27 protein-coding genes are annotated in these 26,334 nt (G+C 59.3%); 22 read left to right on the top strand and 5 right to left on the bottom strand.

Annotated features, from left to right (window positions below; translation table 11 throughout):
* Positions 1-170 precede the first annotated feature (170 nt).
* Genes LNV08_RS17845 through upp form a run of 3 tightly spaced genes read left to right on the top strand, consistent with a single transcriptional unit; the run spans position 171 to position 2,310 of the window.
* Positions 171-920, top strand: coding sequence for a DUF1624 domain-containing protein (locus tag LNV08_RS17845; protein ID WP_263535094.1), 750 nt, complete (start codon positions 171-173; stop codon positions 918-920).
* Positions 917-1,681 (top strand): 23S rRNA (guanosine(2251)-2'-O)-methyltransferase RlmB, encoded by a 765-nt coding sequence (gene rlmB, locus LNV08_RS17840; RefSeq protein ID WP_263535093.1) that lies wholly within the window; start codon positions 917-919, stop codon positions 1,679-1,681. Before LNV08_RS17845 ends, rlmB begins: the two co-directional genes overlap by 4 nt.
* On the top strand, positions 1,678-2,310 hold the full coding sequence (gene upp / locus LNV08_RS17835) for a uracil phosphoribosyltransferase (RefSeq protein ID WP_263535092.1): 633 nt from the start codon (positions 1,678-1,680) through the stop codon (positions 2,308-2,310). Before rlmB ends, upp begins: the two co-directional genes overlap by 4 nt.
* 82 nt (positions 2,311-2,392) lie before the next feature.
* Here the strand turns inward: upp and LNV08_RS17830 are convergent, their stop codons facing one another.
* The 5 genes from LNV08_RS17830 to LNV08_RS17810 form a co-directional block, all read right to left on the bottom strand.
* Positions 2,393-2,938: a chromate transporter gene (locus LNV08_RS17830; protein ID WP_263535091.1), complete on the bottom strand. Its 546-nt coding sequence runs from the start codon at positions 2,936-2,938 to the stop codon at positions 2,393-2,395.
* Positions 2,935-3,510, bottom strand: coding sequence for a chromate transporter (locus LNV08_RS17825; RefSeq protein ID WP_263535090.1), 576 nt, complete (start codon positions 3,508-3,510; stop codon positions 2,935-2,937). Before LNV08_RS17825 ends, LNV08_RS17830 begins: the two co-directional genes overlap by 4 nt.
* The gene (locus LNV08_RS17820; protein WP_263535089.1) at positions 3,510-4,517 is read right to left on the bottom strand and encodes a D-2-hydroxyacid dehydrogenase family protein; all 1,008 of its coding nucleotides are present in this window, start codon (positions 4,515-4,517) and stop codon (positions 3,510-3,512) included. The genes LNV08_RS17825 and LNV08_RS17820 overlap by 1 nt, the downstream gene beginning before the upstream one ends.
* 73 nt (positions 4,518-4,590) lie before the next feature.
* Positions 4,591-4,950: a hypothetical protein gene (locus LNV08_RS17815; protein WP_263535088.1), complete on the bottom strand. Its 360-nt coding sequence runs from the start codon at positions 4,948-4,950 to the stop codon at positions 4,591-4,593.
* The gene (locus LNV08_RS17810; RefSeq protein ID WP_263535087.1) at positions 4,950-5,456 is read right to left on the bottom strand and encodes a hypothetical protein; all 507 of its coding nucleotides are present in this window, start codon (positions 5,454-5,456) and stop codon (positions 4,950-4,952) included. Before LNV08_RS17810 ends, LNV08_RS17815 begins: the two co-directional genes overlap by 1 nt.
* 268 nt (positions 5,457-5,724) lie before the next feature.
* On the opposite strand from LNV08_RS17810, the gene LNV08_RS17805 reads away from it, so the two are divergent.
* The 19 genes from LNV08_RS17805 to LNV08_RS17715 all read left to right on the top strand — a co-directional run bounded on the left by LNV08_RS17805 (position 5,725) and on the right by LNV08_RS17715 (position 26,171).
* Positions 5,725-7,608: an acetylglucosamine transferase gene (locus LNV08_RS17805; protein ID WP_263535086.1), complete on the top strand. Its 1,884-nt coding sequence runs from the start codon at positions 5,725-5,727 to the stop codon at positions 7,606-7,608.
* A 192-nt stretch (positions 7,609-7,800) separates the two neighbouring features.
* Entirely contained in the window at positions 7,801-10,038 is a 2,238-nt protein-coding gene (locus LNV08_RS17800) for a type I secretion system permease/ATPase (protein WP_263535085.1), read from the top strand.
* Positions 10,039-10,041: 3 nt separating this feature from the next.
* A complete protein-coding gene (locus tag LNV08_RS17795) occupies positions 10,042-11,265 on the top strand; it encodes an HlyD family type I secretion periplasmic adaptor subunit (RefSeq protein WP_263535084.1) in 1,224 nt (407 codons plus the stop codon).
* Between the two features lie 121 nt (positions 11,266-11,386).
* Positions 11,387-12,742, top strand: a complete 1,356-nt coding sequence (locus tag LNV08_RS17790) for a TolC family protein (RefSeq protein WP_263535083.1) — start codon at positions 11,387-11,389, stop codon at positions 12,740-12,742.
* Between the two features lie 128 nt (positions 12,743-12,870).
* Positions 12,871-13,794: a class I SAM-dependent methyltransferase gene (locus tag LNV08_RS17785; protein ID WP_263535082.1), complete on the top strand. Its 924-nt coding sequence runs from the start codon at positions 12,871-12,873 to the stop codon at positions 13,792-13,794.
* Between the two features lie 5 nt (positions 13,795-13,799).
* Positions 13,800-14,390 (top strand): GNAT family N-acetyltransferase, encoded by a 591-nt coding sequence (locus LNV08_RS17780; RefSeq protein ID WP_263535081.1) that lies wholly within the window; start codon positions 13,800-13,802, stop codon positions 14,388-14,390.
* 30 nt (positions 14,391-14,420) lie between these two features.
* On the top strand, positions 14,421-14,723 hold the full coding sequence (locus LNV08_RS17775; RefSeq protein WP_263535080.1) for a hypothetical protein: 303 nt from the start codon (positions 14,421-14,423) through the stop codon (positions 14,721-14,723).
* Between the two features lie 5 nt (positions 14,724-14,728).
* On the top strand, positions 14,729-15,445 hold the full coding sequence (locus LNV08_RS17770) for an SDR family NAD(P)-dependent oxidoreductase (RefSeq protein ID WP_263535079.1): 717 nt from the start codon (positions 14,729-14,731) through the stop codon (positions 15,443-15,445).
* A gap of 10 nt (positions 15,446-15,455) precedes the next feature.
* Positions 15,456-16,139, top strand: a complete 684-nt coding sequence (locus LNV08_RS17765; RefSeq protein ID WP_263535078.1) for an MBL fold metallo-hydrolase — start codon at positions 15,456-15,458, stop codon at positions 16,137-16,139.
* 20 nt (positions 16,140-16,159) lie between these two features.
* Positions 16,160-17,173, top strand: coding sequence for a 3-oxoacyl-ACP synthase III family protein (locus LNV08_RS17760; protein ID WP_263535077.1), 1,014 nt, complete (start codon positions 16,160-16,162; stop codon positions 17,171-17,173).
* The gene (locus tag LNV08_RS17755; protein ID WP_263535076.1) at positions 17,170-18,366 is read left to right on the top strand and encodes an SDR family oxidoreductase; all 1,197 of its coding nucleotides are present in this window, start codon (positions 17,170-17,172) and stop codon (positions 18,364-18,366) included. The genes LNV08_RS17760 and LNV08_RS17755 overlap by 4 nt, the downstream gene beginning before the upstream one ends.
* Entirely contained in the window at positions 18,360-20,147 is a 1,788-nt protein-coding gene (locus tag LNV08_RS17750; RefSeq protein ID WP_263535075.1) for an HAD-IIIC family phosphatase, read from the top strand. Before LNV08_RS17755 ends, LNV08_RS17750 begins: the two co-directional genes overlap by 7 nt.
* Positions 20,140-20,376 carry an acyl carrier protein gene (locus LNV08_RS17745; RefSeq protein WP_263535074.1) on the top strand — a complete coding sequence of 79 codons (237 nt, stop codon included), beginning with the start codon at positions 20,140-20,142 and terminating at the stop codon, positions 20,374-20,376. The genes LNV08_RS17750 and LNV08_RS17745 overlap by 8 nt, the downstream gene beginning before the upstream one ends.
* A gap of 2 nt (positions 20,377-20,378) precedes the next feature.
* A complete protein-coding gene (locus tag LNV08_RS17740; protein ID WP_263535073.1) occupies positions 20,379-21,719 on the top strand; it encodes a class I adenylate-forming enzyme family protein in 1,341 nt (446 codons plus the stop codon).
* Between the two features lie 84 nt (positions 21,720-21,803).
* Entirely contained in the window at positions 21,804-22,214 is a 411-nt protein-coding gene (locus LNV08_RS17735) for a sugar 3,4-ketoisomerase (protein WP_263535072.1), read from the top strand.
* The gene (locus tag LNV08_RS17730) at positions 22,211-23,320 is read left to right on the top strand and encodes a DegT/DnrJ/EryC1/StrS family aminotransferase (protein WP_263535071.1); all 1,110 of its coding nucleotides are present in this window, start codon (positions 22,211-22,213) and stop codon (positions 23,318-23,320) included. Before LNV08_RS17735 ends, LNV08_RS17730 begins: the two co-directional genes overlap by 4 nt.
* A 17-nt stretch (positions 23,321-23,337) precedes the next feature.
* Complete coding sequence (locus tag LNV08_RS17725; RefSeq protein ID WP_263535070.1) at positions 23,338-24,342, top strand: glycosyltransferase family 2 protein; 1,005 nt, start codon at positions 23,338-23,340, stop codon at positions 24,340-24,342.
* A gap of 3 nt (positions 24,343-24,345) precedes the next feature.
* Positions 24,346-25,287 carry a hypothetical protein gene (locus LNV08_RS17720; protein WP_263535069.1) on the top strand — a complete coding sequence of 314 codons (942 nt, stop codon included), beginning with the start codon at positions 24,346-24,348 and terminating at the stop codon, positions 25,285-25,287.
* 29 nt (positions 25,288-25,316) lie between these two features.
* Positions 25,317-26,171: a hypothetical protein gene (locus LNV08_RS17715; protein WP_263535068.1), complete on the top strand. Its 855-nt coding sequence runs from the start codon at positions 25,317-25,319 to the stop codon at positions 26,169-26,171.
* Positions 26,172-26,334 lie beyond the last annotated feature (163 nt).

The following is a 26,334-nucleotide window of genomic DNA, read 5'->3' as shown; positions in this document are numbered from 1 at the left end:
CTTTGGCTCATGCTTTGCGCCTGTCTGCCCAATCAGAGTTCATGCAGCGCTGACGGTAACACAGGGCTTGCACGCACAAGTCGAAGTGAATTGAACCGTCGCTGCTGTGAGTTGAACTGCACGCGCCGCTTAGACTGCTCACTCGCTGCTCATTTAAAACCTCGTTGCTCGTGCACTCGTCTTCTTCAACTTCTTCGTTCGGGTCTACGGCTCGATATCCCAGGCTGGATGCCTTGCGCGGTGCGGCCATCGTCTGGATGGCAGCCTTTCATTTCGCCTTTGATTTGAATCATTTCGGCTGGATCAGCCAGGACTTCTACCGGGATGCTTTCTGGACCGGTCAGCGCACCTTGATCGTCAGCCTGTTTTTGCTGTGTGCCGGCATGGGGCAGGCGCTGGCCCTGCAGCAAGGCTTGAGTTGGCCCAGGTTTTGGCGTCGCTGGGTACAAATAGCAGCTTGTGCGATCGCCGTCTCTATCGGCTCCTACATGATGTATCCGCGCAGCTTCATCAGCTTCGGTGTGCTGCACGGCATGGCTTTGATGCTCTTGCTGCTGCGCTTTGCCGGGCCTCGCCTGCCAATATGGGCTTGTTGCGCCTTGGGCGCATTCGCCTTGATGGCGCCGCAGCTTTTGAGTCATCCATTCTTCGACTCGCGCTGGACCAACTGGCTGGGGCTGGTGACCCACAAGCCCATCGCTGAAGACTATGTCCCGATCTTGCCCTGGCTGGGTGTGCTACTTTTTGGGTTTGCACTGGGCAGATGGCTGTTGATCCACCGCGCGTCTTGGTGCCGGGCTGATATTTCGCCTAAGCTCGCGCCGCTGGCTTTATTGGGGCGTTGGTCGCTGACTTTCTACATGCTTCACCAGCCCGTTTTGATCGGAATGCTCAAGCTTGCCGCTACGATGCGAGGATGAGCTCCAACAAAATTCTTTTCGGCTTTCACGCCGTCACCGTGCGCCTTAAGACGCACCCCACGTCGATCAGCGAAATCCACTACGACACCACGCGGCGCGACCAGCGCATGCGCGCCTTTGTCGACCGCGCCCGCGACAGCGGCGCCAAGCTGATCGAAAGCGATGATGAACACTTGGCCAAGATCGCCGGCACCACCCGCCACCAAGGCGTGGTCGCCAAGGTGCAGGCGTTGGCAATGCCGCAGTTCCTGGACGATGTGATCGAGACCATTGAGGGCATGCCCCTGGTCTTGGTGCTGGACGGCGTCACCGACCCACACAATCTGGGCGCTTGCCTGCGCGTGGCCGATGGTGCCGGCGCGCATGCGGTGCTCGCCCCCAAAGACCATGCCGTGGGTCTCAACGCGACGGTGGCCAAGGTCGCCAGCGGCGCAGCCGAGACCGTGCCCTATCTGATGGTGACGAATCTGGCCCGTTCGCTCAAGGAGCTGAAGGACTATGACATCTGGGTCGTAGGCACCTCGGATCAGGCCGAGAAGTCCATCTATGACCTGGACTTGAATCGCCCGATCGCCTTTGTGCTGGGCGCGGAAGGGGATGGCCTGCGTCAGCTGACCGCCAAGACTTGCGATGAGCTGGTGCGTATTCCGATGCAGGGTTCGGTGGAGAGCCTGAATGTGTCCGTGGCGGCGGGCGTGTGCTTGTTCGAAGCGCTGCGTCAGCGCACAGCTTCTTCTTCAAACAAAGAGCCAAAGCCATGAGCGTCATCGAAGTTCAACACCCGCTCGTCAAACACAAAATCGGCTTGATGCGCGAGGCCGACATCTCGACCAAGAAGTTTCGCGAGCTGACCGGCGAAGTCGGGCGCTTGTTGGCCTATGAGGCGACCGCCGACTTCCCGCTCGAGAAAACCACCATTGACTGCTGGAGCGGCCCAACCGAGGTGGACCAGATCGCCGGCCGCAAGGTCACGGTGGTGCCAATTCTGCGTGCTGGCTTAGGGATGATGGACGGCGTCTTGGACATGATCCCTAACGCCAAAATCAGCGTGGTCGGTTTGGCCCGCGACCATGAAACCTTGCAGCCGGTGCATTATTTTGAGCGCTTTGTCGGCCAGTTGGATGAGCGCACGGCTCTGATCGTCGACCCGATGCTGGCGACTGGCGGCTCGATGATTGCCACCATCGATTTGCTGAAGAAACGCGGTTGCAAAGACATCCGGGCCTTGGTGCTGGTGGCCGCCCCCGAAGGCGTGGCCGCGCTGACCGCCGCGCACCCGGATGTGCGCTGCTGGACGGCAGCAATCGACAGCCATTTGAATGAGCAGGGTTACATCATCCCGGGACTCGGCGACGCCGGCGACAAGATCTTCGGGACGAAAGAGGGCTAGTAGCCCTCTTTCGATCTTAGAAGGCTAGTAGCCCTCTTTCGATCTTGAAAGGCTAGATAAGCCTTCTTTTGATCGGTGATGCTTACACCCAGCCCAGCGCCCCCAGCACGCCGCCGCCCAATACCATCCAGACCAAGCTGATCTTTGTCCTGAGGGTCAGGGCCAAGGTAGCAGCCATCAGCGCCAAGGTGCTCCAGAGATGCTCAGGCGCCGTCAGAAAGGGCTGAGCCAATAGCCAGCCAGTCGCCAGCAACAGGCCCAAGGTGATAGGAGCCATGCCGGCTGTGAAGGCGCGCACACCGATGCTCTCCCGGTTATTGCGCGCCCAGCGGGTGGCGGCCAGCACCAAGGTGGTGGAGGGCAGCATGATGCCGGCCATCGCGGCAAAAGCCCCCGCCAGCCCAGCGACATTCCAGCCCAGTACCGCGACGAACAAAACGTTGGGGCCTGGTGCAGCCTGCGCCAGGGCGATCGAGGCGGTGAACTGCGTGTCGCTGAGCCAGTGTTGCTCACCGACCAAGTAACGATGCATTTCTGGGGCAGTGGTGATGGCCCCACCAATTGACAGCAGCGACAGCGTCAAGAAGTGCAAGAACAAGGCCCAGAGATCGGGCTGAGCTGCCGTCATGCTGCAGCCTTGTCCGCTTGCCTCAGGCGCCACCAAGCCACTGCCATGCCCAGCCCTCCAAGACTCAGCAGCAGTTGTGGCAAGGGCAGGCGCAACACCACCACGGCCACAATCGTCGCCAAGGCCAGCAGCAGTGCAGCCAGTCTTCCCAGCGGGCTCTTTTTCAGGCTAGGCAACAGCTTGCAGCCGGTGGCCATGATCAAGCCGGCCGAAACCGCACCCATGCCACGCAAGGCATTGCTGATCACGGGTAGATGGGCAAATTCGCCGTACAGTGCTGCCATGCCAATGACGATCAGAGAAGGAAACGCCAGCATCCCGGCCAAGGCTACAAAAGCGCCCCGAGCGCCAAAGAAACGGTCGCCCAGCATCAATGAGATGTTGACGATATTCGGCCCGGGCAGCACCTGAGCAATCGCAAAGGTGTCCAAAAATTCTTCCCGGCTGAGCCAGCCCAGACGTTCAACCAGTTCGCGCTGCGCCACTGCCAGCACTCCGCCGAAGCCTTGCAAGGCCAGCCGATTGAAAGCCCAGAACAGCTCGGCGAGCGAGGCAGGGCCGGGGTTCGCCATCACCGCATGACCCGCAAGGCCTCCGGGTTGACGATATTCGTCGGCTCGGACTTGATGAAGTTCAGCACATTGTCAAAGGCGGCATTGAGATAGAGCTCATAGCTATCTTGTTCCACATAGCCAATGTGCGGCGTGCACACGGCATTCTCCAGGCGCAGCAAGGGGTGGCCTTGCAAGATGGGTTCGCTCTCGAACACATCAATAGCGGCCATGCCGGGACGGCCGCGATTCAATGCCGAGACCAAAGCGCCCTCGGTCAGCAGTTCGGCTCTGGAAGTGTTGACGAAGAGGGAGGTGGGCCGCATGCGAGCCAAATCTTCGGGGCCGATCAAGCCCCGCGTCTGCTCACACAAGCGCAGATGGACCGTGAGCACATCGCTGGTCTCGAACAGCGCCTCCCTGCTTGTCACAGCGACATACCCGTCCGCTTCAGCGCGCAAACGAGAGGCCTCGCTGCCCCAGACCTGCACCTGCATGCCAAAAGCTCGCCCATAGCCGGCGACAATTTGGCCAATCTTGCCATAGCCCCAAATCCCGAGCGTCTTGCCCCGCAAGACCATGCCGAGCCCAAAATTTGGCGGCATCGAGGCCGCCTTCAAACCCGACTGCTGCCACACGCCATGCTTCAGATTGCTGATGTAATGGGGCAAGCGGCGCATCGCGGCCATGATCAAGGCCCAAGTCAGCTCGGCCGGCGCGGTTGGCGCGCCGACTCCTTCGCAAACCGCGATACCGAGTTTGGTGCAGGCCTCAACGTCGATATGGGCTCCGACTCGGCCGGTCTGAGCGATAAGCTTGAGCTTGGGCAGCTTTTCCAGTAGTTGCCGGCTGAACTGGGTGCGCTCGCGGATCAATACCAGCACTTCGGCGTCGCGCAGACGCACCGATAACTGGCCTATGCCCTTGACCGTGTTGGTGAAGACCTTGGCATTGAGATGCTCTAGCTTGGCCGCACAGCGCAATTTGCGCACCGCGTCTTGGTAGTCGTCGAGGATGATGATGTTCATACTTGAGCCGCATTCTGCCTTGCTCGCAGCAAGTGTCATAAATTGGCGCTAGCGATGACGCCTTTCCGCAGGCTCAGCGGGATTCTCCGGGCGCTCTGTCAGGATAGTTTTGAGCCAAGGCCGCCATCAAGCTGAGGCGGTGCTGCTGGACTCGACCAAGTTCCGGTTCCAGATCCTTGGGAACAGCGGCGAGCAAGCTGGCATGCAACAGCCACAGCTCAATCGGTTCGCTGGCGTGACGCACCAGCGTTTGTAAATGGCGACCCATCTCGCCCGGCACTTCCGCCGCGACGCGCAGGAATGCGAGTTTGAGCTCAACGAAAGCGCGACGCGTTGCGATGCGCCCCCGGCGCTCGTTGGACCGGCCTACGCAGGCATAGGACCAGGGCGGAGGAAAGTGCGGAATGTCGCGCAAGGTCAGATGCAGGCTCATCAATGCTTGGCCACTCGTGTCGGACCCGATGCACCGAGATTCTGGCTGCCGAAACCAAAGCTGGCGCCAAACTGGAAATGGGCATTGAGCCGGCTCAGACGCACTTCGGCCTCGGCCTGCGAGAAGGCTCGGGCAACTTCCGTGTACAGCCAGGTGCGCAGATGCCACAGATCACGCAGACTTCGGCTGCGCTGAATGCTGCGCTGCAACTCTTCGATATCGCCGCTGTGCAATCCACTCAGGCAAGCCTCGAAGGCTGCGCGTGCGTTCGGCACGTTGTGCAGGAGTACGCTTTGGCAGGGCAAGGCAGTGCCTAAAGGGTCAGCCTCGCCCGGCATCAAACGCAGCAGGGACTGCCAAACGGAGTCCGCGCCCTGAGCGCTTGGGCGGCTTGGCGGGCATTCGGTGCTGCGCCCCAAAATCGAAAAGCGCGAGGCCCCGAGCGCGTTTGCTGACGAGGACGCTACGCGTGTCCTGGCCCAACGAGTCAGAATTGCATTCAGCATTTTTAGCTCTACTTATAGCGACCGGTATCGGCCGTCTCCCCCTCCAGAGGGCTTGCCTGAATTTTCGTCAGCCGGGGCTCGAACTGAAGCACAAAAATAGCCGGTCCCGACAGCCTTTTTCGCCTGTGTCAAGGGTAAGCCCGCAGAGTTCGCTGCCGCGGAGCCAGGAAATGCCGCCAATTACCCGGCCTAATCAAGCCGCCCGTTTTGGGGCAGCGCTCTAACATCGCTTAAGCCTTCACGAGCCGCGCTTTGCGGACCTATCGCCATGGACAAAACCACTCCTGCTACAAAAAACACGCTCGCCAGCAGCCCAGAGCTTGAGCAATTGCTTGATCTGGCACGCTCCGGTGCGATGGAACTCAGTGTGTTGATGGAAAAGGCCGATAAGTTGCAGCGGGAGGGCTTGATCGATACTGCGATCTTGCTCTATCAAAACTGGACGACCCATACCAAATCTGTCTTGTTGCATGTGGCTTGCTACAACTTGGGCACCTTGCTGGGGTCAAGGAACCGACATGCCGAAGCCGAAAAAGTCTACGCGACCGCTCTTGCGCTGAGTCCGACATTCACGCAGGCTCGCCTGAATATGGGCCATCAGTTGGAACATCTGGGGCGCATTGAAGAGGCCCTCGGTGAGTGGAGAAAGGTGTTCGAGGACAAGGCACTGGACCGAGCCAATCCCGCCGTGCTGGAACTCATACTGCACGCTTTGAACAATTCGGCAAGGCTGCTGGAGACACAGCGCCGCTTGGCGGAATCACAAGTCTTGATGCGACAAAGCCTTTTGCTGAAGGCTGGCCAAGGCGATGTGATCCAGCACTATGTCCACATCCGCCAGAAACAATGTGATTGGCCCGTCTATCAGCCCATTGGTGCGGTTTCACACAATCAATTGCTCGTGGGCACATCGCTTTTGGCCATGTTGAGCGCCAGTGATGATCCTGCCCTTCAGCTGATGGCGGCGCAGCGATTTGTGCACGAGAAGGTGCTGCCTTACAAAGATCGGCCGCTGCATGAGCTTGCGACGGCACGCCAGCCTCGTACTGGGCGTATCAAGATCGGCTACTTGTCCGGCGACTTGTGCATGCATGCGGTCGGCCTGTTGACGCCTGAGTTGTTCGAGTTGCATGACCGTGAGCGCTTCGAGGTGTATGCCTTTTGCTGGAGCCGTGAAGACGGAACCGCTCAGCGGGCGCGCATCTTGAAGGCGATGGACCACCATGTGCGTCTCACGGGTGTCGACGACCTGACCGCCGCGCGATTGATCGCCGAAGCAGGCATTGACATCTTGGTCGACCTGCAGGGCCTGACCAGCGGTGCCCGCCCCAACATTTTGGCCTACCGTCCGGCACCGATTCAAGTCAGCTATTTGGGCTTGCCCGGTACATCCGCTCTACCCGGCGTGGAATGGATCATTGCAGACCGCTTCGTGATGCCGCCCGAATACCTTCCCTACTGCACCGAACGTCCGATCTATCTACCCAATTGCTACCAAGTCAGTGACCGGCAACGCGAAGTCGGCCCGGCCCCTAGCCGTGCGCAATACGGGCTGCCAGAGAGCGCTTTCGTCTACTGCTCATTCAACAACAACCACAAATTCAACGAAGAAGTGTTCAGCAGTTGGATGCGCATCCTGGAGCAAGTTCCGGGCAGCGTGATGTGGCTATTGGCCGATAACGAATGGGCCAAGGCCAATATGTTGCGTGTGGCGGCCGAGCACAATGTGCTTGAAGAACGGCTGATTTTTGCGCCTCGGGCGGCTCCGCCGGACTACTTGGCGCGGTTTGCCTTGGCGGATCTATTCTTGGATACCTTCCCCTATAACGCCGGCACTACAGCGAGCGACTGTTTGTGGATGGGAACACCCATCCTGACCCGCTCAGGACGCAGCTATATCTCGCGCATGGCAGGTAGCTTGCTGAATGCCGTTGGTTTGCCTGACTTGATTACCTTTAGCCTGGCCGAATACGAGTCCAGGGCAGTGCAGTTGGGTCAAAACCCGGCCCGGATTGAATCCTACAAGCGCTATTTGCGTGACCATGGCCGAAGCTCGGCATTGTTTGACATTCCCACCGTTGTGCGCGATCTTGAGCATGAGTTTGAACGCATGGCTTTGTCTCAGCGTCGGGGCGAAACACTGCTCGCATGAGGAAGCTGAATTCACGCAGTTCTTTTGACGCGTACCCCACTTACAGCAAGGATTAACGTGTCGCAGCGTCACGATCCATTTTTTGACGGCAATGCTGCTACAGCAGGCAAAGGCTTGAGGCTGGCCGCCGATAGCTCCGTTGCCAGCGAGCCTTCGGTTCCCGATCCGCTGCAAGGTCTGGCTGAGCAGCCCATGGGTGACCCATTGCTGACCGCACTCGCTTGGGTGACGCGCCATCATGGCCGACCTCGATCGGCCGAGTCCTTGCGGGCCGGCGCTCCGGTTGAAGGGCCATTGGCGCCCGATCAAGCCCTGCGAGTCATGCGTGAGGCCGGATATAACGCCGGCCTGCTGCGCAAATCAATCGACGATATCAACCCCTTGTTGATGCCGGCAGTGCTGTTGCTCAACGAGGGTGATGCGTGCGTGCTGGTCAAGCGATTGGACGACGGCACAGAGCCTACAGGCGGCCGCTATGAAGTGGTGTTCCCCGGGCCAGAAGCCGCCAGTTGCACGGCGCTCACTTCGGAACTGGAGCCCGAGTACAGCGGCTTTGTGCTGGTTTCCTCGCCGCAAGAACAGTCGCAAGCACACATGCGCAACACCCGGGACGAGCCGCTGCTGCGGGTAGCAGGCGAACACTGGCTGTGGGGCACTTTGAAGCGCTTCGTCCCCTATTACCGCTCGGCCATGTTGGCAGCGCTGTTGAGCAATGTTTTGATGCTTGTGTCGGGCCTGGTCACTTCGGTGATCTACGACAAGGTGATTCCCAATCAAGCGCTGGTGACGCTTTGGACCCTCGCGGTAGGGGCAGGCGTAGCCTTGATATTCGACATGTTTGCGCGCCAGTTGCGCAGCCATTTGATTGACTTGGCCGGCCGCAAAGCCGACATGATCATTGGCGCCAAGCTGTTCCGCCAGACGCTGGGCGTGCGCATGGAGCACAAGCCCGAGTCGGCCGGCTCCTACGCGCATTACCTGGCTCAGATTGAAGTCGTGCGAGAGTTCTTCACCTCGGCCACGATGTCGGCTCTTACCGATTTGCCCTTCATTATTCTGTTCGTCGGGATGACTTTTGTGATCGGCGGCCCGCTGGGCTGGGTGCTGGTGCTCACGATCCCTTTGATTCTGGCTTTGACCTATGCCATTCAAGGCTATTTGCGCAAGGCCATGCGCACCAATATGGCCGAGACCGCCGATCTGCAAGGCACGCTGGTCGAAGCCATTGAGGGCCTTGAGGACCTCAAAACATCGGGCGCTGAAGGCAGGTTCCTGCGCCGCTATGAAACCAGCACGGCCATTGCCGCCGAGTCCTCGTTGCAGGCGAGAAACATGTCGAGTTGGAGCAGCAACATCACGATGACGCTGCAGCAGTCCATCAACTTGGTCATGCTGGTCTGGGGCGTGTATCTGATTCAAGATGGCTTGATTACTGCAGGCGCCTTGATCGGCGCGGTCATGTTTGCCGGACGCGCCATCATGCCGCTGGGTAGTCTCGTGAGTTTGGCGACGCGTTATCAAGGCGCTCGCGCTGCCATGCTGTCGCTGGACCGCATGATGAACTCACCGACCGAGCGCGACGGCAGCCGCAACTATGTGCCGCTGACCCAGGTGAGTGGCAAGCTTGGGCTCCATGATGTGGGTTTCTCTTACCCAATGGTGGGCCAAGGCGAAGCTCCAAAGATTTTGAAGGCCGTCAATCTACGCCTGCAGGCCGGCGAACGCGTCGCTGTGCTTGGCCGTATCGGCAGTGGCAAGTCAACCATCCTGCGCCTTCTGGCCGGCTTGTACCAGCCCACCGAGGGGATGGTGGATGTAGACGGCATTGATTTGCGCCAGGTCGACCCGGCCGAGTTCCGTGCCCGTGTAGGCTTTGTGTCTCAAGAGCCGCGGCTCTTCCACGGCACGCTGCGCGATAACGTCTTGATGGGTCGCGCCCACTTGGACGCGGGGCGCCTCGTCGAGGTAGCTCGACTGACGGGCTTAGACCGCGTGGTGGCCGGTCATCCCAAGGGCTGGGACTTGCCCGTGGGTGAAATGGGCGGTCTTCTTTCAGGCGGCCAGCGTCAGCTCGTGGCCTTGGCCCGCAGCTTGGTCACCAAACCGCAAATCTTGCTGATGGATGAGCCGACCAGCTCTATGGATGCACAGTCCGAGATGGCTTTTTTGCGCCAATTGCGTGATGCCGCCGGTACTTGCACTTTGGTGGTTGTGACCCACCGACCTGCGGTGCTGGAACTGGTGGCCCGCATCGTCGTGGTGGACAACGGGCGAGTGGTGTTGGATGGGCCGCGAGACCAAGTCCTGGCAGCCTTGTCGGGCGTGCGACCCAGTGCGGCAACGACAGAGCCTGCGGCGTCCAATGGAGCCGGCGCCAATTTGCATATGCACCCTTCGGCCCAGCCGGTGCAGCGTTCCGCCTCCGTATAAATCATGAGCATCAAGAATAAATCGGGCGGCATGGCCCTGAGTCGCGAAGAGGGCATGTTTGTCACGGGTTTGAGCCATGCCCAGATCGAGGAGCCCTTGCCTCATGCGATGTGGGCGATATACCTGATGTTGATTGCCGTCACGGTGGCCATCGTCTGGTCGGCACTGGCCACCGTGGATGAAGTTACCCGCAGCGATGGCCGCATCGTGCCGGATGGGCGTGAGCAAATCATTGCCAGCCTGGAGAGCGGCATTCTGCGTGAACTCTACGTGCGCGAGGGTGAAGAAGTCCAAGAGGGTGAGGAGTTGGCACGACTTGACCCGACACGAGTCGAAGCGCAGCAAAACGAAGGTCAGGCCAAACGCATTGCCTTGAAGGCTCAGGCTGCTCGTTTGATCGCTGAGGCCAGTGGCAAGCCGCTTGTCTTCCCACGCGAGGTGCTGGCAGTGCCGCGCATTGCCGAGGCCGAAATGGAGGCTTATGAGGCTCGGCGCCGCTTGATGGACGAGGCGGTCAGTAGCATCGCACGCAGTAGCGGCCTGCTGGCCCGAGAACAGAAAATGTCCCAGGACATGGCCGCCAAAGGATTGATGTCCGACGTGGAGGTGATGCGTTTAAGCCGTCAAGTCAATGAGCTGCAGCAGCAACGTGCCGAAAGAATCAGCCGCTTTAGGCAGGAGGCCAGCGGTGAGTTGGTGCGGGTACAAAACGAGCTGTCCCAGCTTGATGAGCAGATGGTCGTGCGGGAGGATGCCATGACCCGGACGACCTTCAAATCGCCGGTGCACGGTGTGGTCAAGAACATTCGTGTCAGCACGGTGGGCGGAATTGTCACTGCCGGAGCGCCCATCATGGAGATTTCTCCCATTGGGCCACGGGTGCTGATCGAGGCCCGTATTAAGCCACGTGATATTGGCTTTGTGCGCGTCGGCCAGCTGGCGCAGGTCAAGCTCTCGGGCTATGACTACAACGTCTATGGCGGCCTCACCGGCCGGATTGAATACATCAGCCCCGACGCCATGGGCGAAACCGAGAAGAGCGCAGAAGGCGGCTATTACCGCGCCACAGTGACTGCCGAGCGCAACAACCTGCGCTTCAAAGGTAAGACGCTGCCGGTGATTCCCGGCATGACCGCCACCGTCGAGATCAGAACCGGTGAGCGCAGTGTGCTGAGCTATTTGGTGCGGCCAATGATGAAGTCGCAAGAAGCGTTACGCGAGCGATAGGAAAGTTAGTCACTCTCTCATAAAGGGGCGGCAACCGCCCCTAATCGAGACTTCGGTGTGACACCAAACGTGATGTAGTAGCGGTATCGGGGATCAACCTCTTTGTTGCGTACTTTCTATCATGTCCAAACCACTTGTGTTGTCTGTGCTGCTGGGTCTGAGCCTATTGGCTTCGGTGCCGACGGCCCGAGCGCAAGCCAAGGTTCAAAGTCGTTGCGCTGAGGACGAAGCGGGCCCTTCACGAGCCGGCCGCGATGCCACCATGGTCGAGACCAGCGCTGCCGACCCCCGCGTACAACTGCAAGATCTCGTCGCATTGGCTTTGCAGCGCAGCCGCTCGATTGGCGCATTGCGTCTCCTAAGCCAGGCCGCTGAGGCCGATGTAGCTGAAGCCAAAGCTTCACGGTTGCCCCAGGTAAATCTGCTCGGCCGAGCTGGCTATATTGGCCGCGCCGTCCCAGGGGCAAACACAGTGACGGGAACTCAAGGCAGCGCCACCGTCAGCGTCACAGCGCCACTTTATGACGCTGGGCGGATCACCAAGCTGACCGAATGGCGGGTTCAATTGGCCAACGCAGCCAAATATGGCCAAAGCAGCGCCGAAGAGCAGGTGGCCTTGCAGACAGTTAGCTTGGCTCTGGATCGGAGCCGTTACACCCTACAAGCTCAGGTCTACACCCAATATGTACGCAAGATGGCCTGTTTGGTGGAATCGCTCGAGGTCATCACCAAAGCCGACAAAGGCCGCGCCAGCGAGTTGGTACAGGCGCAAAAAAGTCTGCAACAGGCCGATTTGCAATATGAGCAAACCCTTTCAGCGATGCGTCAGACCGAGATCAAAATGCGCCGCTTTGTGGGTGATCAGCTCCCCATCAGTGCCAGCTTGAGCACAGTGCTGGCGCAACTGCCCGATTTGGCCGAAATGCAAGCGGACATCTTGCAAGCCCCTGATGTAGCACAGGCTGCCGCGCAAGCAAGCGCACAACGCAGTTATGCCGAATCTGTCTTGGCTGGTCAGCGCCCCAGTGTCAGCCTCTTGATGAACGGCACGACGCTGGCGGGTGTCGGTCGCTCAAGCGACTGGATTGGCGGAGTGACAGTGAATATTCCTCTGCTGCAGCCGGGCGCGGATGCTAGCTTCGAAGCAGCCAAGAGCCGCTATCAAGCAGCCAGCATGCAGCGCGATGACACAGTGGAAGTCAAACGCTACCGCCTGCTGGAAACCTATGAGACCGCCACCTCGGCGCTCGACAGGGCGCGCCGCGTGGTCGAGATTTTGCGCAATAGCGACCGCGTGCGTGCCTCGACCTTGCAGCAGTGGCAGCAGCTCGGCCGGCGTTCGCTTTTCGATGTCATGGCGGCCGAAGGCGACTATTACTCGATGCGGGTGGCGCATGTGAATGCGCTCTTCGACGCTCAGCAGTTAGTGGCCTTAATGTGGTCAATGGGCCGGGGCGTTCTAACGCCGCTGCGCTGAGCCTTTAGCCACTTCGGCCTTGTGCCGAGGAGTTAGACTGTTACGTCGCCCATGTTCGGCCGTTTAGCCCCTTGCGATTCGGGATCTACTAGCGGCACATAGACGAAATTTTGAGGGATCGCCTGTCCATGAACGCATTCGCCAACCCTGCTCAGGCGCCGATCGCCAAATTGCTCACTCTGATGGATGGGTCGGCCCGTTTTGCACGCGAGAGCGTGCACCGCGCGGCGGCCGAATTCGGCCCAGCCTGGGAAACCGATTTTTCGGCCATGCTGAGCCAGTTCTACACGGACGATACGGCGCTGCTGGATGCGGTGAAGGGCTATGCTGCCTTTGTGATGGACTCGATGCGGCGCCAAAAGCGCTTCGAGAAAGAGCTCAGCTACCCTGCCAAGACCTACGCAGAGGCGGCCGCCGAGGTCTATTACAACGACGACTACATGCGCCGCCAGTACCTGCCCGGACTCTTGCTCTCGCACTATCTGTGGCCTCATCACTATCAGCAGATTGAGTACTTCAAGAGCTACTTCCTGCCCTGGATGCGGGCTCGGCAGGTGCTTGAGTTTGCTGAAGTGGGCGTCGGCACAGGCATCTACTCTCGTCTGGCTTTGCAGAACGACGTCGGGTTGCGCGGCGTAGGTCTTGATATCAGTCCGCTGTCGCTGCAGTTCACAGCCAGTCATGTCGCGAGCTTCGGCTTCGCCTCACGCTACCAGACCCGTCAGCAAAACATCATCGAACAGCCCGGCGAGCAACGCTTCGCGGCAGTGGTTTGCGTGGAGGTGCTGGAGCATCTGGAGGACCCGGTCGCCTTGTTGAAGGGCTTGAAGGGTCTGTGCAGCAATGACGGCAAGTTATTCGTTACGGCGGCTCTGAATGCTGCGCATGCCGATCACATCTATCTCTACCGTCAGCCGCAGGAGGTCTGGGACCAAGTCGAGGCGGCCGGCCTGCACATGGAGAATTGCTTTTTCGCCAATGCCTACGCGCCGACCAGCCCCGGCCAACCCGTACCGAGCGCGCTGGCGATGGTGCTGACACCCAAGGCCTGAACGAGATGCCCGCCCTGACCTTGCACGGCGAGTTCGTCGACCTGATTCCCTTGGCGCCTGAGCATGCGGCGCTGACTTTCAGCTGGCGCCAAAGCGATCGCGCCGCCAACCTCAACCGCGGTGCGACGACGGTGGCACAGCAAGCGGCGTGGATAGCCGCACGGCCGAGCAGTGAATACAACTTTCTGATCTGTCTGAAGGACGGAGCGCCGGTCGGTATGGTCGCCATCACCGGCATCGACGAACAACATCGCCATGCCGAGCCCGGTCGCTTCTTGATCGGCGAGCAGGAAGCGGTGCGCGGTATCCCGGCTGCGGTCGAGGCGATGAAGCTGGTCTATCAGTTGGTCTTTGAGCAACTCAAGCTGGAACGCGTCTTCGGTACGATCTCGTCCGACAACCTGCTGATGATCAAATGGCAGAAGTTCTTGGGCATGAAGGAAGAAGGGCGCTTGCGCCGCCATTACTTCCTCAATGGGCATTTTCAGGACGCTGTCTGCTTCGGCATGCTGGAAGCTGAGTACCAAGCAGCCGCGCTGCCGCGCATGAATGCCTTGATCAAAGCCGGTCGACCCAGAGCCAGCAGCCAAAGCTAATTTCTTGAATACTTGATTGGAGTGATGCAGATGACAACGAATGACAACGCCGTGTCGGTTCTGGAGTTGATTTACCAAGCTCTGCGTGCCCTGAACGAGGAACGTGCAGCCGACGAGCAAATCGAGATCGGCACCAGCACCAGCCTCTTCGGTGAGGGGTCCGAGTTGGACTCGCTCTCCTTGGTCTCGGTCATCGTTGATCTGGAAACTCTGGTGAGCGACAAATTTGGACGCACCATCAGCCTGACCGACGACAAGGCGATGAGCCGTGACCCAGTGCCGTTCAGCGATGTGACGTCGCTACAGGCCTATATTCTCGAACTGCTGGCCTGAGTAGGATGAGCGTTACCAGCTATGTCGGCAAGGTGGTGTTGATCACCGGAGCGCGGCGCGGCGTCGGACGGTTGTTGACCGAGCATTTTTTGGCCGGCGAAGCGCGGGTGATTGGCTTCAACCGTCACGAAGATGAGGACGAGTTGCCCGGCTATACCTCGATGGCAGTGGACATCGCCGACCCGGCCTCGGTGGCACAGGGTTTCGCGCGCATCCGCCAGGAGTTCGGCCAAATCGATATCGTCATCAACAATGCCGCGCAGTTGGTTTCTCAATACGCGATGATCATGCCGGCCGCGGCAGCCAAGACCATGTTGGAGGTCAATATCCTCGGCACCTTCTTGGTCTCGCGTGAGGCGGCCAAGCTGATGCGCAAACCCAAATGGGGCCGCATCATCAATATCGGCTCTATGGCCAGCAGCTTGGAACCGATGGGTGACTCGGTTTACGCCGCCAGCAAGGCCGCGATTTCTACCCTGGCGAACGTGATGGCGCGCGAGTTTGCCGCCTTCAACGTGACCTGCAACACCCTGGCCATCACGGCAATCGAGACCGATATGTTGGCCCAACTGCCCAAGGACAAGATCGATGCCGTGGTGGCAGGTCTGCCACTGCCGCGGTATGCGCAGCCGGACGATATCTTCAATGTGGTGGACTTCTTCGCGTCCGAACGCAGTGCCTATGTGACCGCCCAAACGGTCTATCTCGGCGGAGTTAACTGAAGTGAAACACATGTTCGAATCTCTGTTGGGCGGCACGCTGCTGCGCGTCACCAATACAGATTTGCATTCCAACACCTACTTGCTCGCCGGCCCGTCAGATGCGGGGCAGGGCGGCGCCTGCGTCGTCATCGATCCTGGCCTGGACCGCGCCTGCATCGAGGCTGCAATCGTCACAAGCGGGTGGCGGCCAGTGGCGGTGCTTTGCACCCACGGGCATTTCGACCATGTTGGCGGGACCGCCTGGCTGCAACAAACCTACGGCCTGCCGGTCTACCTGAGCGCAGCCGATCTTAAGCAGGCCAAGCTGTCCAACTTCATGATGGCCGCCTTCAAGCTTAAGAATCGCATCGCTCTGCCCGAGTTCAGCCTGATTGACGATGGCGACGCCGCGCTGGAATTGATCGGACGGCAATTCAGTTTTCACCCGCTGCCCGGCCACACGCCGGGCAGCGCAGCCATTCTGGTCGATGGCCTGATGTTTTCCGGTGACTCGCTTTACGCCCGCCGTACCGCTCTGTCCAAATTGCCGGGCGAGGACCATGATCAATTGCGTCGCTCGTTGCGCGGTCTATTTGCCTGGATCGCGCCCGATGTCTTGGTGCTGCCGGGCCATGGCGGAACGGCCACCATCCATCAAATCCACGCGCACAACGAAGAGCTGCGAGCCTTTATGTCCGCCCCCCATCCTGCTTGACCTTGCCCCCAATGACAGTCTTGAATCCTCACCTTCCTGCGGTTTCCATCATCGGCGTCGGCCATCATCTGCCTGCCCAGTTTGAGGACAACGAGACCCTTTGCCGGCATCTGGACGTGACGCCGGAATGGATCATCGAGAAAACCGGCATTGAGCGACGCTACATAGCCGCCGTCGACGACACGGCCTGGGGCTTTTCGGTCGCGGCCGCAAGGCAGGCGCTGGCAATGGCCGGTATCGCAGCGGACCAGTTGGGTCTGATTGTCTGCTGCACTTTTTCAGGCGACTATCAGTTTCCGCCGCTATCGGTCAAGGTCGCGCAGCAGTTAGTCGCTTCCAACGCCCAGACCTTTGATTTACAGGCCAATTGTTCCGGCTTTGTGGCTGGCCTGACGAGCGCAAGCGACCGTATGCGGGTCGACACCAGCGTTGGCTACGCTCTGGTCATTGGTGTAGAGATGTGCAGCCGCTATATCGACCGTAAGGACGCTAACACCGCCATCTATCTGAGTGACGGCGCCGGCGCCGCTGTGCTAGGCCCGGCCAAGCCGGGAGAGGGCGTACAGTCCTCCGCTTTCCATACCGACCCGTCCAATTACGAGGCGGTTCGTCTGCGCGGCGGCGGCGCCTCATTCGCCAATAACGGCCGGCCGTTTGATGCGACCGTCGACCTGATGGAGATGAACGGCATCGCCACTTGGAAGCAGGCCATCACGCATTTGCCGCCGACCATTCGACGCGCCTGCGCCAAGGCTGAGGTGGAAGTAAAGACCTTGGATTTCATGATTTTCCATCAGGCCAATCTGCGCTTAATCGAGTATCTGGTTCGCAAGATGGGCCTGGGGCTGGACAAGACTTACACCAATGTGGCGCAGATCGGCAATAGTGGCTCGGCATCTTTGGCCATTGCCCTGAGCGAGGCGGTACGCGGCGGGCACATCAAAAACGGCGATCTAGTCGCCCTGGCCGGTGTGGGTGCCGGTTTCAATTTCGCGGCCAGCGTCTGGCGTTGGACCCTGGGAGTTCCGCAATGAATGTTTTTGCCGATTTTGACGCGGTCAAAGAGGGAGATCAGCAATCCCTGGTCAAACAGATTGGCGAAGCCGATATCCGTCGCTTTGTCGAGTTGACCGGTGACGACAACCCCCTGCATGTGGACCCCGATTACGCCAGTGAGACCTCGTTCAAGGAGATCGTCGTCCACGGCATGCTCGGCGCGTCCTTTATCTCGACCGTCATCGGCACCAAGCTGCCTGGCCCCGGCGCGCTGTGGGTGTCGCAATCCATGGAGTTCAATCTGCCGGTACGTCTGGGTGACACCTTGACCGTGACCTGCACTGTGCTCAAAAAGCATCCGCGCGAGCGCCTGCTGGAGCTTGACACCCGCATCTGCAACCAGCACGGCCAAGTCGTGCTTAGCGGCGGCGGCAAGGTCAAGTTGCTGGAGCCGCCCAAGCCTAAGCCGGCCGCACCCGGCGTTCGCTTGAAGGTCGCCATCGTTACAGGCGGGGCCGGTGGCATAGGCCGGGCGATCTGCGCCAAGCTGGCGGCCGATGGCTTCGCGGTGGTCGTCAATTACAAAGCAAGTCAGGACAAGGCACTCAAGTTGGTGGCCCAGTTGAAGGAGGGCGGTGCCACCGCGCTAGCCGTGCAAGCCGATGTGTCAACGCCCGACGGTGCGGCCAAGCTGGCAAATGCGGCAGTCGAGCATTTCGGCGGCATCACCGTGCTTGTCAATGCTGCCTCGCCACGCATCGTCGCGCGCTCAATCGAGGAGTTGGCCTGGGACGAAGTACAGCAGCAACTAGACGTTCAGCTCAAGAGCGCCTTGCTGATGATCCAGGCCTGCAAGCCGGCCATGGTGTTGGCAGGCAGTGGGCGGGTGATTTCGATCGGCTCTCAATCCTGGGACGGGGTGCCGGTGGCTGGTTGGACCGCCTACGCGATCGCCAAAGGCGCGCTGTCGACGCTAACCCGCTATCTGGCGGCCGAGTTGGGTCCGCAAGGCATTACTGTCAATCTGGTGTCGCCGGGGATGACCAATACGGCCTTCATCGCCGCCGTTTCGGAAAAGCATCAATTGATGGTCGCACGGCAGACCCCGCTGCGTCGCTTGGCTGAGCCCGAGGACACCGCAGGCGCTGTTGCCTATCTGGCCTCCGAGCAGGCCGCCTATGTGACCGGCCAGAACCTCAGGGTCAATGGCGGGAGCTCAATGTCATGGTGATTGCTGACGAGGCGACGCAGGCCGCTTTGGCGGTCTTGGCCCGTGCCGACGCTGCCCAGTTCGAGGTTATGGAGGCGCTCAAACACCTGGATCACAGTTCCACTGAATTCCGCAGTTTGAAGCTGGGTTTGGCGGCCAACATCACAGTTGACCTGCTGGCCACTTATCTGCGCCGCCATGCCTATCTGGCCGGTGTACGCCTGCAAGTCGCCAAGGGCACGTATGACGATTTACTCGGCGATGTGCAGGCCCATGCCGGCGTTGATCTGCTGCTGATTCTTCCCTTTTTCGACAACCTGCAGCCTTCTTGGGAAAGTCAGATTGGCGCGTTGGAGGACGGCGCTTGGGCGTCCGCACAGGCCGACTACCTCCATCGTCTGGCGTTGGCCTTGGATGCAGCGCAAGGCATAGGTCAGGTCCTGCTGTGCAGTGCACATTTGTTGAACGTGCTGGTGCCAGCCGACAGCGCGCAACAGCGGGCACTTGATTCCTTCAACCAGGGCCTTGGCGCGCTGGCGGCGGACCAGGTTCAGGTCAAGCTGGTAGACATGGCCGGCTTGCTGAGCCAGTTCGGCGCCCGACATGCCTTCGATGCTCGCTTTTACTTCCGCGCCAAGGCACCCTATACGGCTGGTTTTGTCGACGCCTTAGCAGAGCAGGTCGGCCGGGCCACGCGCGGCTTCGGCAGCCATTTTTACAAGGTGCTGGTGCTGGACTGTGACAACACTTTGTGGGGCGGGATCGTGGGCGAGGACGGGATTGGTGGCCTGAAGCTGGACCGCCACAGCTTCCCCGGCAATGTATTTTGGACTGTTCAGCAGCAGTTCAAGGCGCTGGAGCGGCAGGGCGTCTTGTTGTGTCTGAACAGCAAGAACAATCCAGCGGATGTCGACGAGGTCTTGCTCACGCACCCTGACATGGTGCTGCGTGACGCGCAGATCCTTTGCAAACAGGTCAACTGGCTGGACAAGCCCAGCAATCTGCGCGCCTTGTCCGAGCAGCTCAATTTGGGGCTAGACAGTTTTGTCTTTGTTGACGATTCGGCCTTCGAGATCGAGGCTGTGCGCGAGCAGTTGCCGCAGGTGCGGGTATTCCAAGTGCCCAAGGCCTTGCAAGACTATCCAGCGCTGGTGCGCGATGAGATCGCACCGCTGTTCGGCGTCGGTTCTTCAAAAGGTTCAAGCAGCAACAAGACTCAGCAATACCGAGCACTAGCTCAGGCAAGTGAGTTGCAAGCAGGCTTTGCCAGCCAGCAAGACTACCTTCAATCCCTGCAATTGGCTGTGACACTGCAGCGCGACGCTACAGCGCAAGTGGCACGCATCACCGAACTGATGGCGAAGTCCAATCAGTTCAACTTGAGCACGAGACGCTTGGCGGCCGGTGAGGTGCAAGCGCTGATGGCGCGCAGCGATGCCTTGGTCTATTCGTTCTCGGTCAGCGACCGATTGGCCGAACACGGTTTGACCGGCGTACTGATTACCGAGGACGAAGGCGACGCAGTTGTCGTTCACAGCTTTCTGATGAGCTGCCGGGTGATAGGGCGGGGCATAGAGTTCGCGGTCTGGCGCGCAGTCTGCGCCGACGCGCTTGCGCGGGGAAAACGCTGGCTGCGAGCCGCTTATCATCCGACCGCCAAGAACGCACAGGTGGCAGACTTCTATGACCGCTTGGGATTGCCCAGGCTGGCGCAGGCGAGTGACGGAAGTCGCTCCTACGAAGCAAATTTGGCCGCAGTGCAGCTGGCCGACAGTGAATGGGTGGAGTTACGCAATGCTTGATCAAGTTTTGTTGAAGAAAGTCATGGCCTCGGTCCTGGAGGTCGAGGCCGGTACGCTGGATGTCGATTCCAGCATGGACAACGTACCCGGCTGGGATTCGCTGCGGCAGATGAATTTGATCCTGGCTTTGGAAGAGAGTTTCGGCGTGTCGATTCCAGACGAGGACGCCGCCAATGCCACCTCATACAAGCTGATCGCCCTGGTGCTGGGTGAGCAACTCGCGGCCTGACCATGCAGTGGCTGCTTGAGCGCTTTGCATCCGCTGATCCGCAGCGTGCTGCCTTTGTTCACAAAGGCCAAGTTTGCACCTATGGCCAGGTTTCGGCTGATATTCGGCGTTTCACTGAAACGCTGAGCCGACAGGGGGTGAGTGCTGGCCAGACCGTTGTGGTGCTCGCCGACTATGCCCCTGAGGTGTTCAGTATTATTTTGGCCTTGGCCTCGCTGAAGACCATGGTGGTACCCATGACGCGCGGCTCCGTCATCGAGGAGTCCGAGGCACTGGCCATCTCAGGCTGTGACCATCTGATCGAATTCTCGCCCGACGGTTTGAGCTGGGCTTTGAGACCACGTTCGGTGCCAGTCAGCAACGCTTTGTTGGACGAACTGCGTGCCAGCGTTCGCGCTGGCTTGGTGCTGTTTTCGTCCGGATCCACCGGCAAGCCCAAGGGCATGCTGCATGATTTTGAGCGGGTGATGGACAAGTTTCGCGTTGCCCGCACCCCAGTCGTGGCGATACCCTTCTTGATGCTCGATCATTTCGGCGGCATCAACACGATTCTTGCCATCACAGCCAGTCTTGGTACGGTGGTCACGGCTGAGAATCGCAGCATCCCGACGATTTGCGAAGCGATCCAGAATCACCGCGTCGAGTTGTTGCCCACGACACCTTCGTTTTTGACCCTGCTGGCCGCGACAGATCTGGCGCAACGTTATGACTTGAGTTCACTCAAGCGCATCACCTACGGCACCGAGACCATGCCGCAGGCGACACTTGACCGCATCCGAGCCAAATTTCCAGCGGTTGAACTCCAACAAACCTATGGACTATCCGAAGTCGGTGTGTTGCGTTCGCAGTCGCGTCCCGACGGCTCGCTCTGGGTTCGCATTGGCGGCTCTGGCTTTGAGACCGAGGTCCGCGATGGCATTCTGTGGATACGCTCGGACTATCGAATGCTCGGTTACTTGAACGCAGCCTCGGGTTTTGACGCTGAGGGTTGGTTCAATACACAGGACCGGGTCGAAGTCGATGGCGACTACTTCCGTATCCTCGGTCGGGTTACCGATCTGATCAATGTGGGTGGGCAAAAAGTCTATCCAGCCGAGGTTGAAGACGTCATCTTGGCGCTGCCCAATGTCGCCGATGTGGTGGTGGTTGGGGAGAAGCATGCCCTGCTTGGCCAAATCGTCGTTGCCAAGATAGCGTTGCACGATGCCGAACCTCTGTCAGAACTGCGGCTTCGCGTGCGTAAGGCCTGCCTGGCAAAGCTGGCGGCCTTCAAAGTGCCTGCGAAAGTAGAGTTACTGGATCAAGAAATCTATTCGGCTCGCTTCAAAAAGATGCGGCGCTGATCTGGCCCATTTCAGGGCCTTTTTCGCCGCCTTTGGCACAAAGGCTGGATGCACAATGGCAGCCATAAGCTAAAGGGTGTGTCCATGTCCATTGATCGCTGCCAGATCCTTGATCTACCAAAAATTCATGATCCCCGCGGAAACCTAACCTTTATCGAAGGCGGGGTTCACATCCCCTTCGACATCCAGCGCGTCTATTATTTGTATGACGTGCCCGGTGGTTCAGAGCGCGGCGGCCATGCGCACAAGACATTGCATCAGTTCATCGTTGCTATGTCGGGCAGCTTTGATGTGCTGCTCGATGATGGCAAGGACAAGAAACGCGTACACATGAATCGCTCCTACCAGGGGCTCTATGTCTGCCCAATGATGTGGCGCGAGCTCGATAACTTCTCGTCCGGCGCCGTCTGCATGGTGCTGGCCTCGACCAAATTCTCGGAAGACGATTACCACCGCGATTACGCCGAGTTCATGAGGGCGAGGTGGAGTAAATGAGCTTGCAGAATCAAACGATCCCCTTTCTTGATCTCAAGCGGGTTAACGCGGCCCACGATGCGGGCATACGCGCGGCGATTGCCCGCGTGCTGGACTCGGGTTGGTACATCTTGGGAGAAGAGGTTGCCAGCTTTGAGCATGAGTTTGCAGAATTCTGTGGCGTCAAGCATTGCATTGGTGTTGCCGATGGCTTGGATGCCTTACACCTGGTTTTACGGGCTTATGGGATCGGTACCGGCGACGAAGTCATCGTGCCATCCAATACCTTTATCGCCACTTGGCTGGCGGTGAGTCAGGCAGGTGCCAAGCCAGTGCCGGTAGAACCCGATATTGCTACGCATAACCTTGATCCTGCCTGCATTGAGGCAGCCATTACCCCGGCTACTCGAGCCATCATGCCGGTGCATCTGTACGGCCAGCCCGCTGACATGGCTCCGATCATGGAAATCGCTCAGCGCCATGGCCTGAAGGTAATCGAGGACGCTGCCCAGGCGCATGGGGCGCGTTACCTGGGACGGCGCACAGGTGGCCTTGGTGATGCCGCCGGTTTCAGCTTTTACCCGGGTAAGAACCTTGGCGCACTTGGCGATGGCGGTGCCATCACAACCAATGACGATGCGCTCGCTGCGCGGCTGCGCATGCTGCGCAACTACGGCTCCAGCATCAAGTACCACCATGAGTTGGCGGGTGTCAATTCGCGCCTTGATGAACTTCAGGCTGCCGTGCTGCGCGTCAAGCTGCCCGAGTTGGACGCCGAGAATGCCAGCCGCCGCCGCCTCGCCGCAGCCTATATGGCGGCCTTGCAAGACGCTCCGCTGCAGTTGCCAAAGCAGATTGAGGGGGCAGAGTCAGCATGGCATCTGATGGTGCTGCGGACCGACCGACGCGAGCATTTACAAGCGGCGCTGAGCGAAGCTGGTATCGGGCATATGGTGCATTACCCGATCGCGTGCCACCGCCAGCAGGCCTTTGCGCAGCAAAGCTGGCCAAACCTTCCGATCGCAGAACGCCTGCAAAGCGAGCTGCTGAGCCTGCCCATCGCCCCCTATATGACAGTCGAGGATGTCAACCGGGTTGCTTCGGTGGTCAAGGCGGCCCTCCGCTAAACAGTCACTCATCCATCATGCAAATCACCACCCTGGTTCCGGCCTACAAGCCCAAGTACTTGATCGAACTGCTGACAGCGTTGCGCCACCAGACGGTCAAGCCAGCCCGGGTGATCATCTCGGACGACAGCCCTGATCAGACCTTTGTCGCAATGCTGAATGCCGAACCACTCAAGAGCTTGGTGGCCGACTTGCAGGTTTTGGTTGTGGCCGGCCCGCGCAACGGCGCCTACAACAACTTTCGGCATCTGCTGAGGCTTTACCGCGAACAAGCCGGCGGCCCCAGCGAGTTGTTTCATCTTCTACTGGACGATGACATTCCCTATCCGAGCTTCTACGAGCGCCATCTCGACGCCCATCGCCAAGCCGCCTTGAACTGTGTGGTGAGCCGGCGCTGGACAGCCCTGGAGTCCGGGCAGCCAATGCGGGATTTGCCGGTGCCTCCCGCCATTGCTCAACATCCTCAGCGCATGCTGGTCCTGGGTTGCGATCTCTTGTTTGCCCAGACTGCAGCGGTCAGCAGCAATTGGCTGGGCGAGTTCTCCAATGCCACCTTCTCCGCTGAGATGGCCGTACAGCTTGATGACCCCAGCATGGGCGGCATTTGCTTCACGGGACTGGAAGATCTGGGCGCATTCTTGAAGGCCAGCTTGAGCGGATCGCTGGGCTATATCAACGAGCATCTGGGCTACTTTCGCACCAGTGCCGAGCAGCATTCGGCCAATGCCATGGGCCGGCCGATGAAGTTGGCGCATCTGGCCTATATTGCCCTGACGCTTGGCGGACGCCGCTTGGGTAAGCTGACAGCGACGCAGGCGGCGACCAATCTGGCCGGTTTGTGCCCCTTGATCAAGCTGCGCTATGGTCATGAGCAAGATATGGCCGAATTGACCTCGGTGATGCCCGGCCTGGCGGCGGCCGAGGAGGGCGCCGAAGAGGCGTTTCTCGCACTTTGGCATGTCTATAGCGGCGCCAGCAGTCGCCAGGAGCTGGCCACCACGCCGGTCTTGGCAGCGGCCTGAATCATGAGCCGACTGAGCGAGTTCTTGGCTGTCGAGCGCGAGCTGGCCCATACCAATCGCGCTTTGTTTGCCCGCCACTACGATCAGCCATTCGAAAAGCTGTCTGTCGACCAAGTAGCGATCGCCGGGCTGGATGGTTGGCAGTACATCGCCAATGGCAATAACGCCTGGGAGCAACAGTATTTGGGTCAAGTGACACTGGACGAGCCCACTCTGCAGGCTTGGCAGCAGACCTTTGCGCGCCGCCAGGCCCATAGTGCGGCCATAGGTGCGCGCTTCGCCCATCTGGTAGTGCCAGAGAAGCAATCCATCATTCCGCACGCACGCTGGCCACAAGGTAGCCAGACTGCAACGCAAGCGCGACCGGCCTTGCAACTGCTTCAACGTATACCGTCAGGCTTGGTCTATCCGGTCGAGCGCTTGCGGGCCGAATCCTGGCGCGCTGAGTTGTGCTGGCGGGGCAATAGCCATTGGTGTGCCAGCGGCGCTTGGTTCGGTTTTTGTGAGCTGATGCAGTCGGTTTGCCCGGAGCTGAGCTTCGATTTCGAGCGGGTGCCACTGGCGCGCAGTTGGTGGCGCCATGATCTGCTGCTGAAATACACCGACGAGCTTTGTTTCGAGAGCGTCATCAGCATCGCCCGCAGAGCCCGTGTGGTTTACGACAACCGCCTGATGGCTACGACAGGCGCCCATGTCGGCAATCACTATGTGCTGCAAAACGAGCGCGCGCCCTATCAGACCTCGGTAGTGATCTTCGGCGACAGCTATTCATTCGACGTGGGCTTCTCCGATCTGCTCTCCGCCTTCTTCGGCCAAGTGCATTTCGTCTGGAACACGATGATCGATTTCCAATATTGTGCAAGCGTCAACGCCCAATTGGTGTTGGTGCAAAGCGCGGAGCGCTATCTGATTCGAGCTCATCCGCAAGATCTGGCTCCAGTCTGAAATATCGCATTTCCCAAGGGCATGAGTTCATGAAAATATGCTTGGTTCAGTACAACCCGTTCTACCCCAAAATCGGTATTTTGGAGGCCTATAACGAGGTGGTGGAGTCTTACCACTGGGGCTTTGCGGCTCTAGGACATAGTGTCGATAGACGTGTCAATCATTTCGACCCCGAGGCGCTGAATATCGTCTTCGGGTTTCAGATCCCCATGCAGCTCGGATTGATCGACACTTTCCCGGCCAACACGATCTTTTTCAATATGGAGCGCTACGCCGGCAAGTCCTTGTTCGGCACGGGCGCTCACCATGTGGCAAACAAGTTCCAAATTTGGGACTACAGCCAGGCCAATGTGGACACCTGGAATTTGCTGAGCCCCAAGTTCCCGGCCTATTACGCCAAGACTGCCTACGCGCCCAACTTGGAAAAGATCCCGCGCGGCCTGGAACAAGACATTGATGTGCTGTACTACGGCAATATCACGCCTGATCGCTTTGACTCCTTGCACAATATTGCCGGCCTTCGGCCGGACCTGACCGGCATGTCGGTGATGACGCTGTGCAATGTTTGGGGCAAGCAACGCGACGAGTTCATCGCTCGGTCCAAGGTGGTGGTCAATTTCTCTCGTGGCAACATCTTCGAGATAGTTCGAGTGTCCTATTTGATGGCTAACCGCAAGGCGGTCGTCTGTGATTTCAGCGATGACTTGGAGATTGAGGCCGATCTGCGCGGCGGTGGGCTGAATTTCGTTAAGACAGCCGACATCCAGGCTGCCTGCTTGGCACTGGTCGAAGATGGCACCAAACGCGAAACATATGCCTTGCAGGGCTATGAACTGATCAAGCGGCGCGACATCAGGACGGTCATCACTGACTTCTTTAACTGACAGAGCCAAGCTTCCATTTCCGATTTCCATTCACAAAAATGCCAGCCCGGTTTTGAACCGAGCTGGCATTTTTACTTTGCGCTGGCAGCCATCTCAGCCACGGCGGGTTTCGACCGCCCTGGCGTATGCGTCCAGGCAAGTCATCTTGACGGATCGCCCAGCA

Origin of the sequence: Paucibacter sp. TC2R-5 (assembly GCF_025717605.1) — a bacterium.
In the GTDB taxonomy this organism is placed as follows: domain Bacteria; phylum Pseudomonadota; class Gammaproteobacteria; order Burkholderiales; family Burkholderiaceae_C; genus Paucibacter_A; species Paucibacter_A albus.
This window is presented reverse-complemented; position numbering and strand designations above follow the sequence as displayed.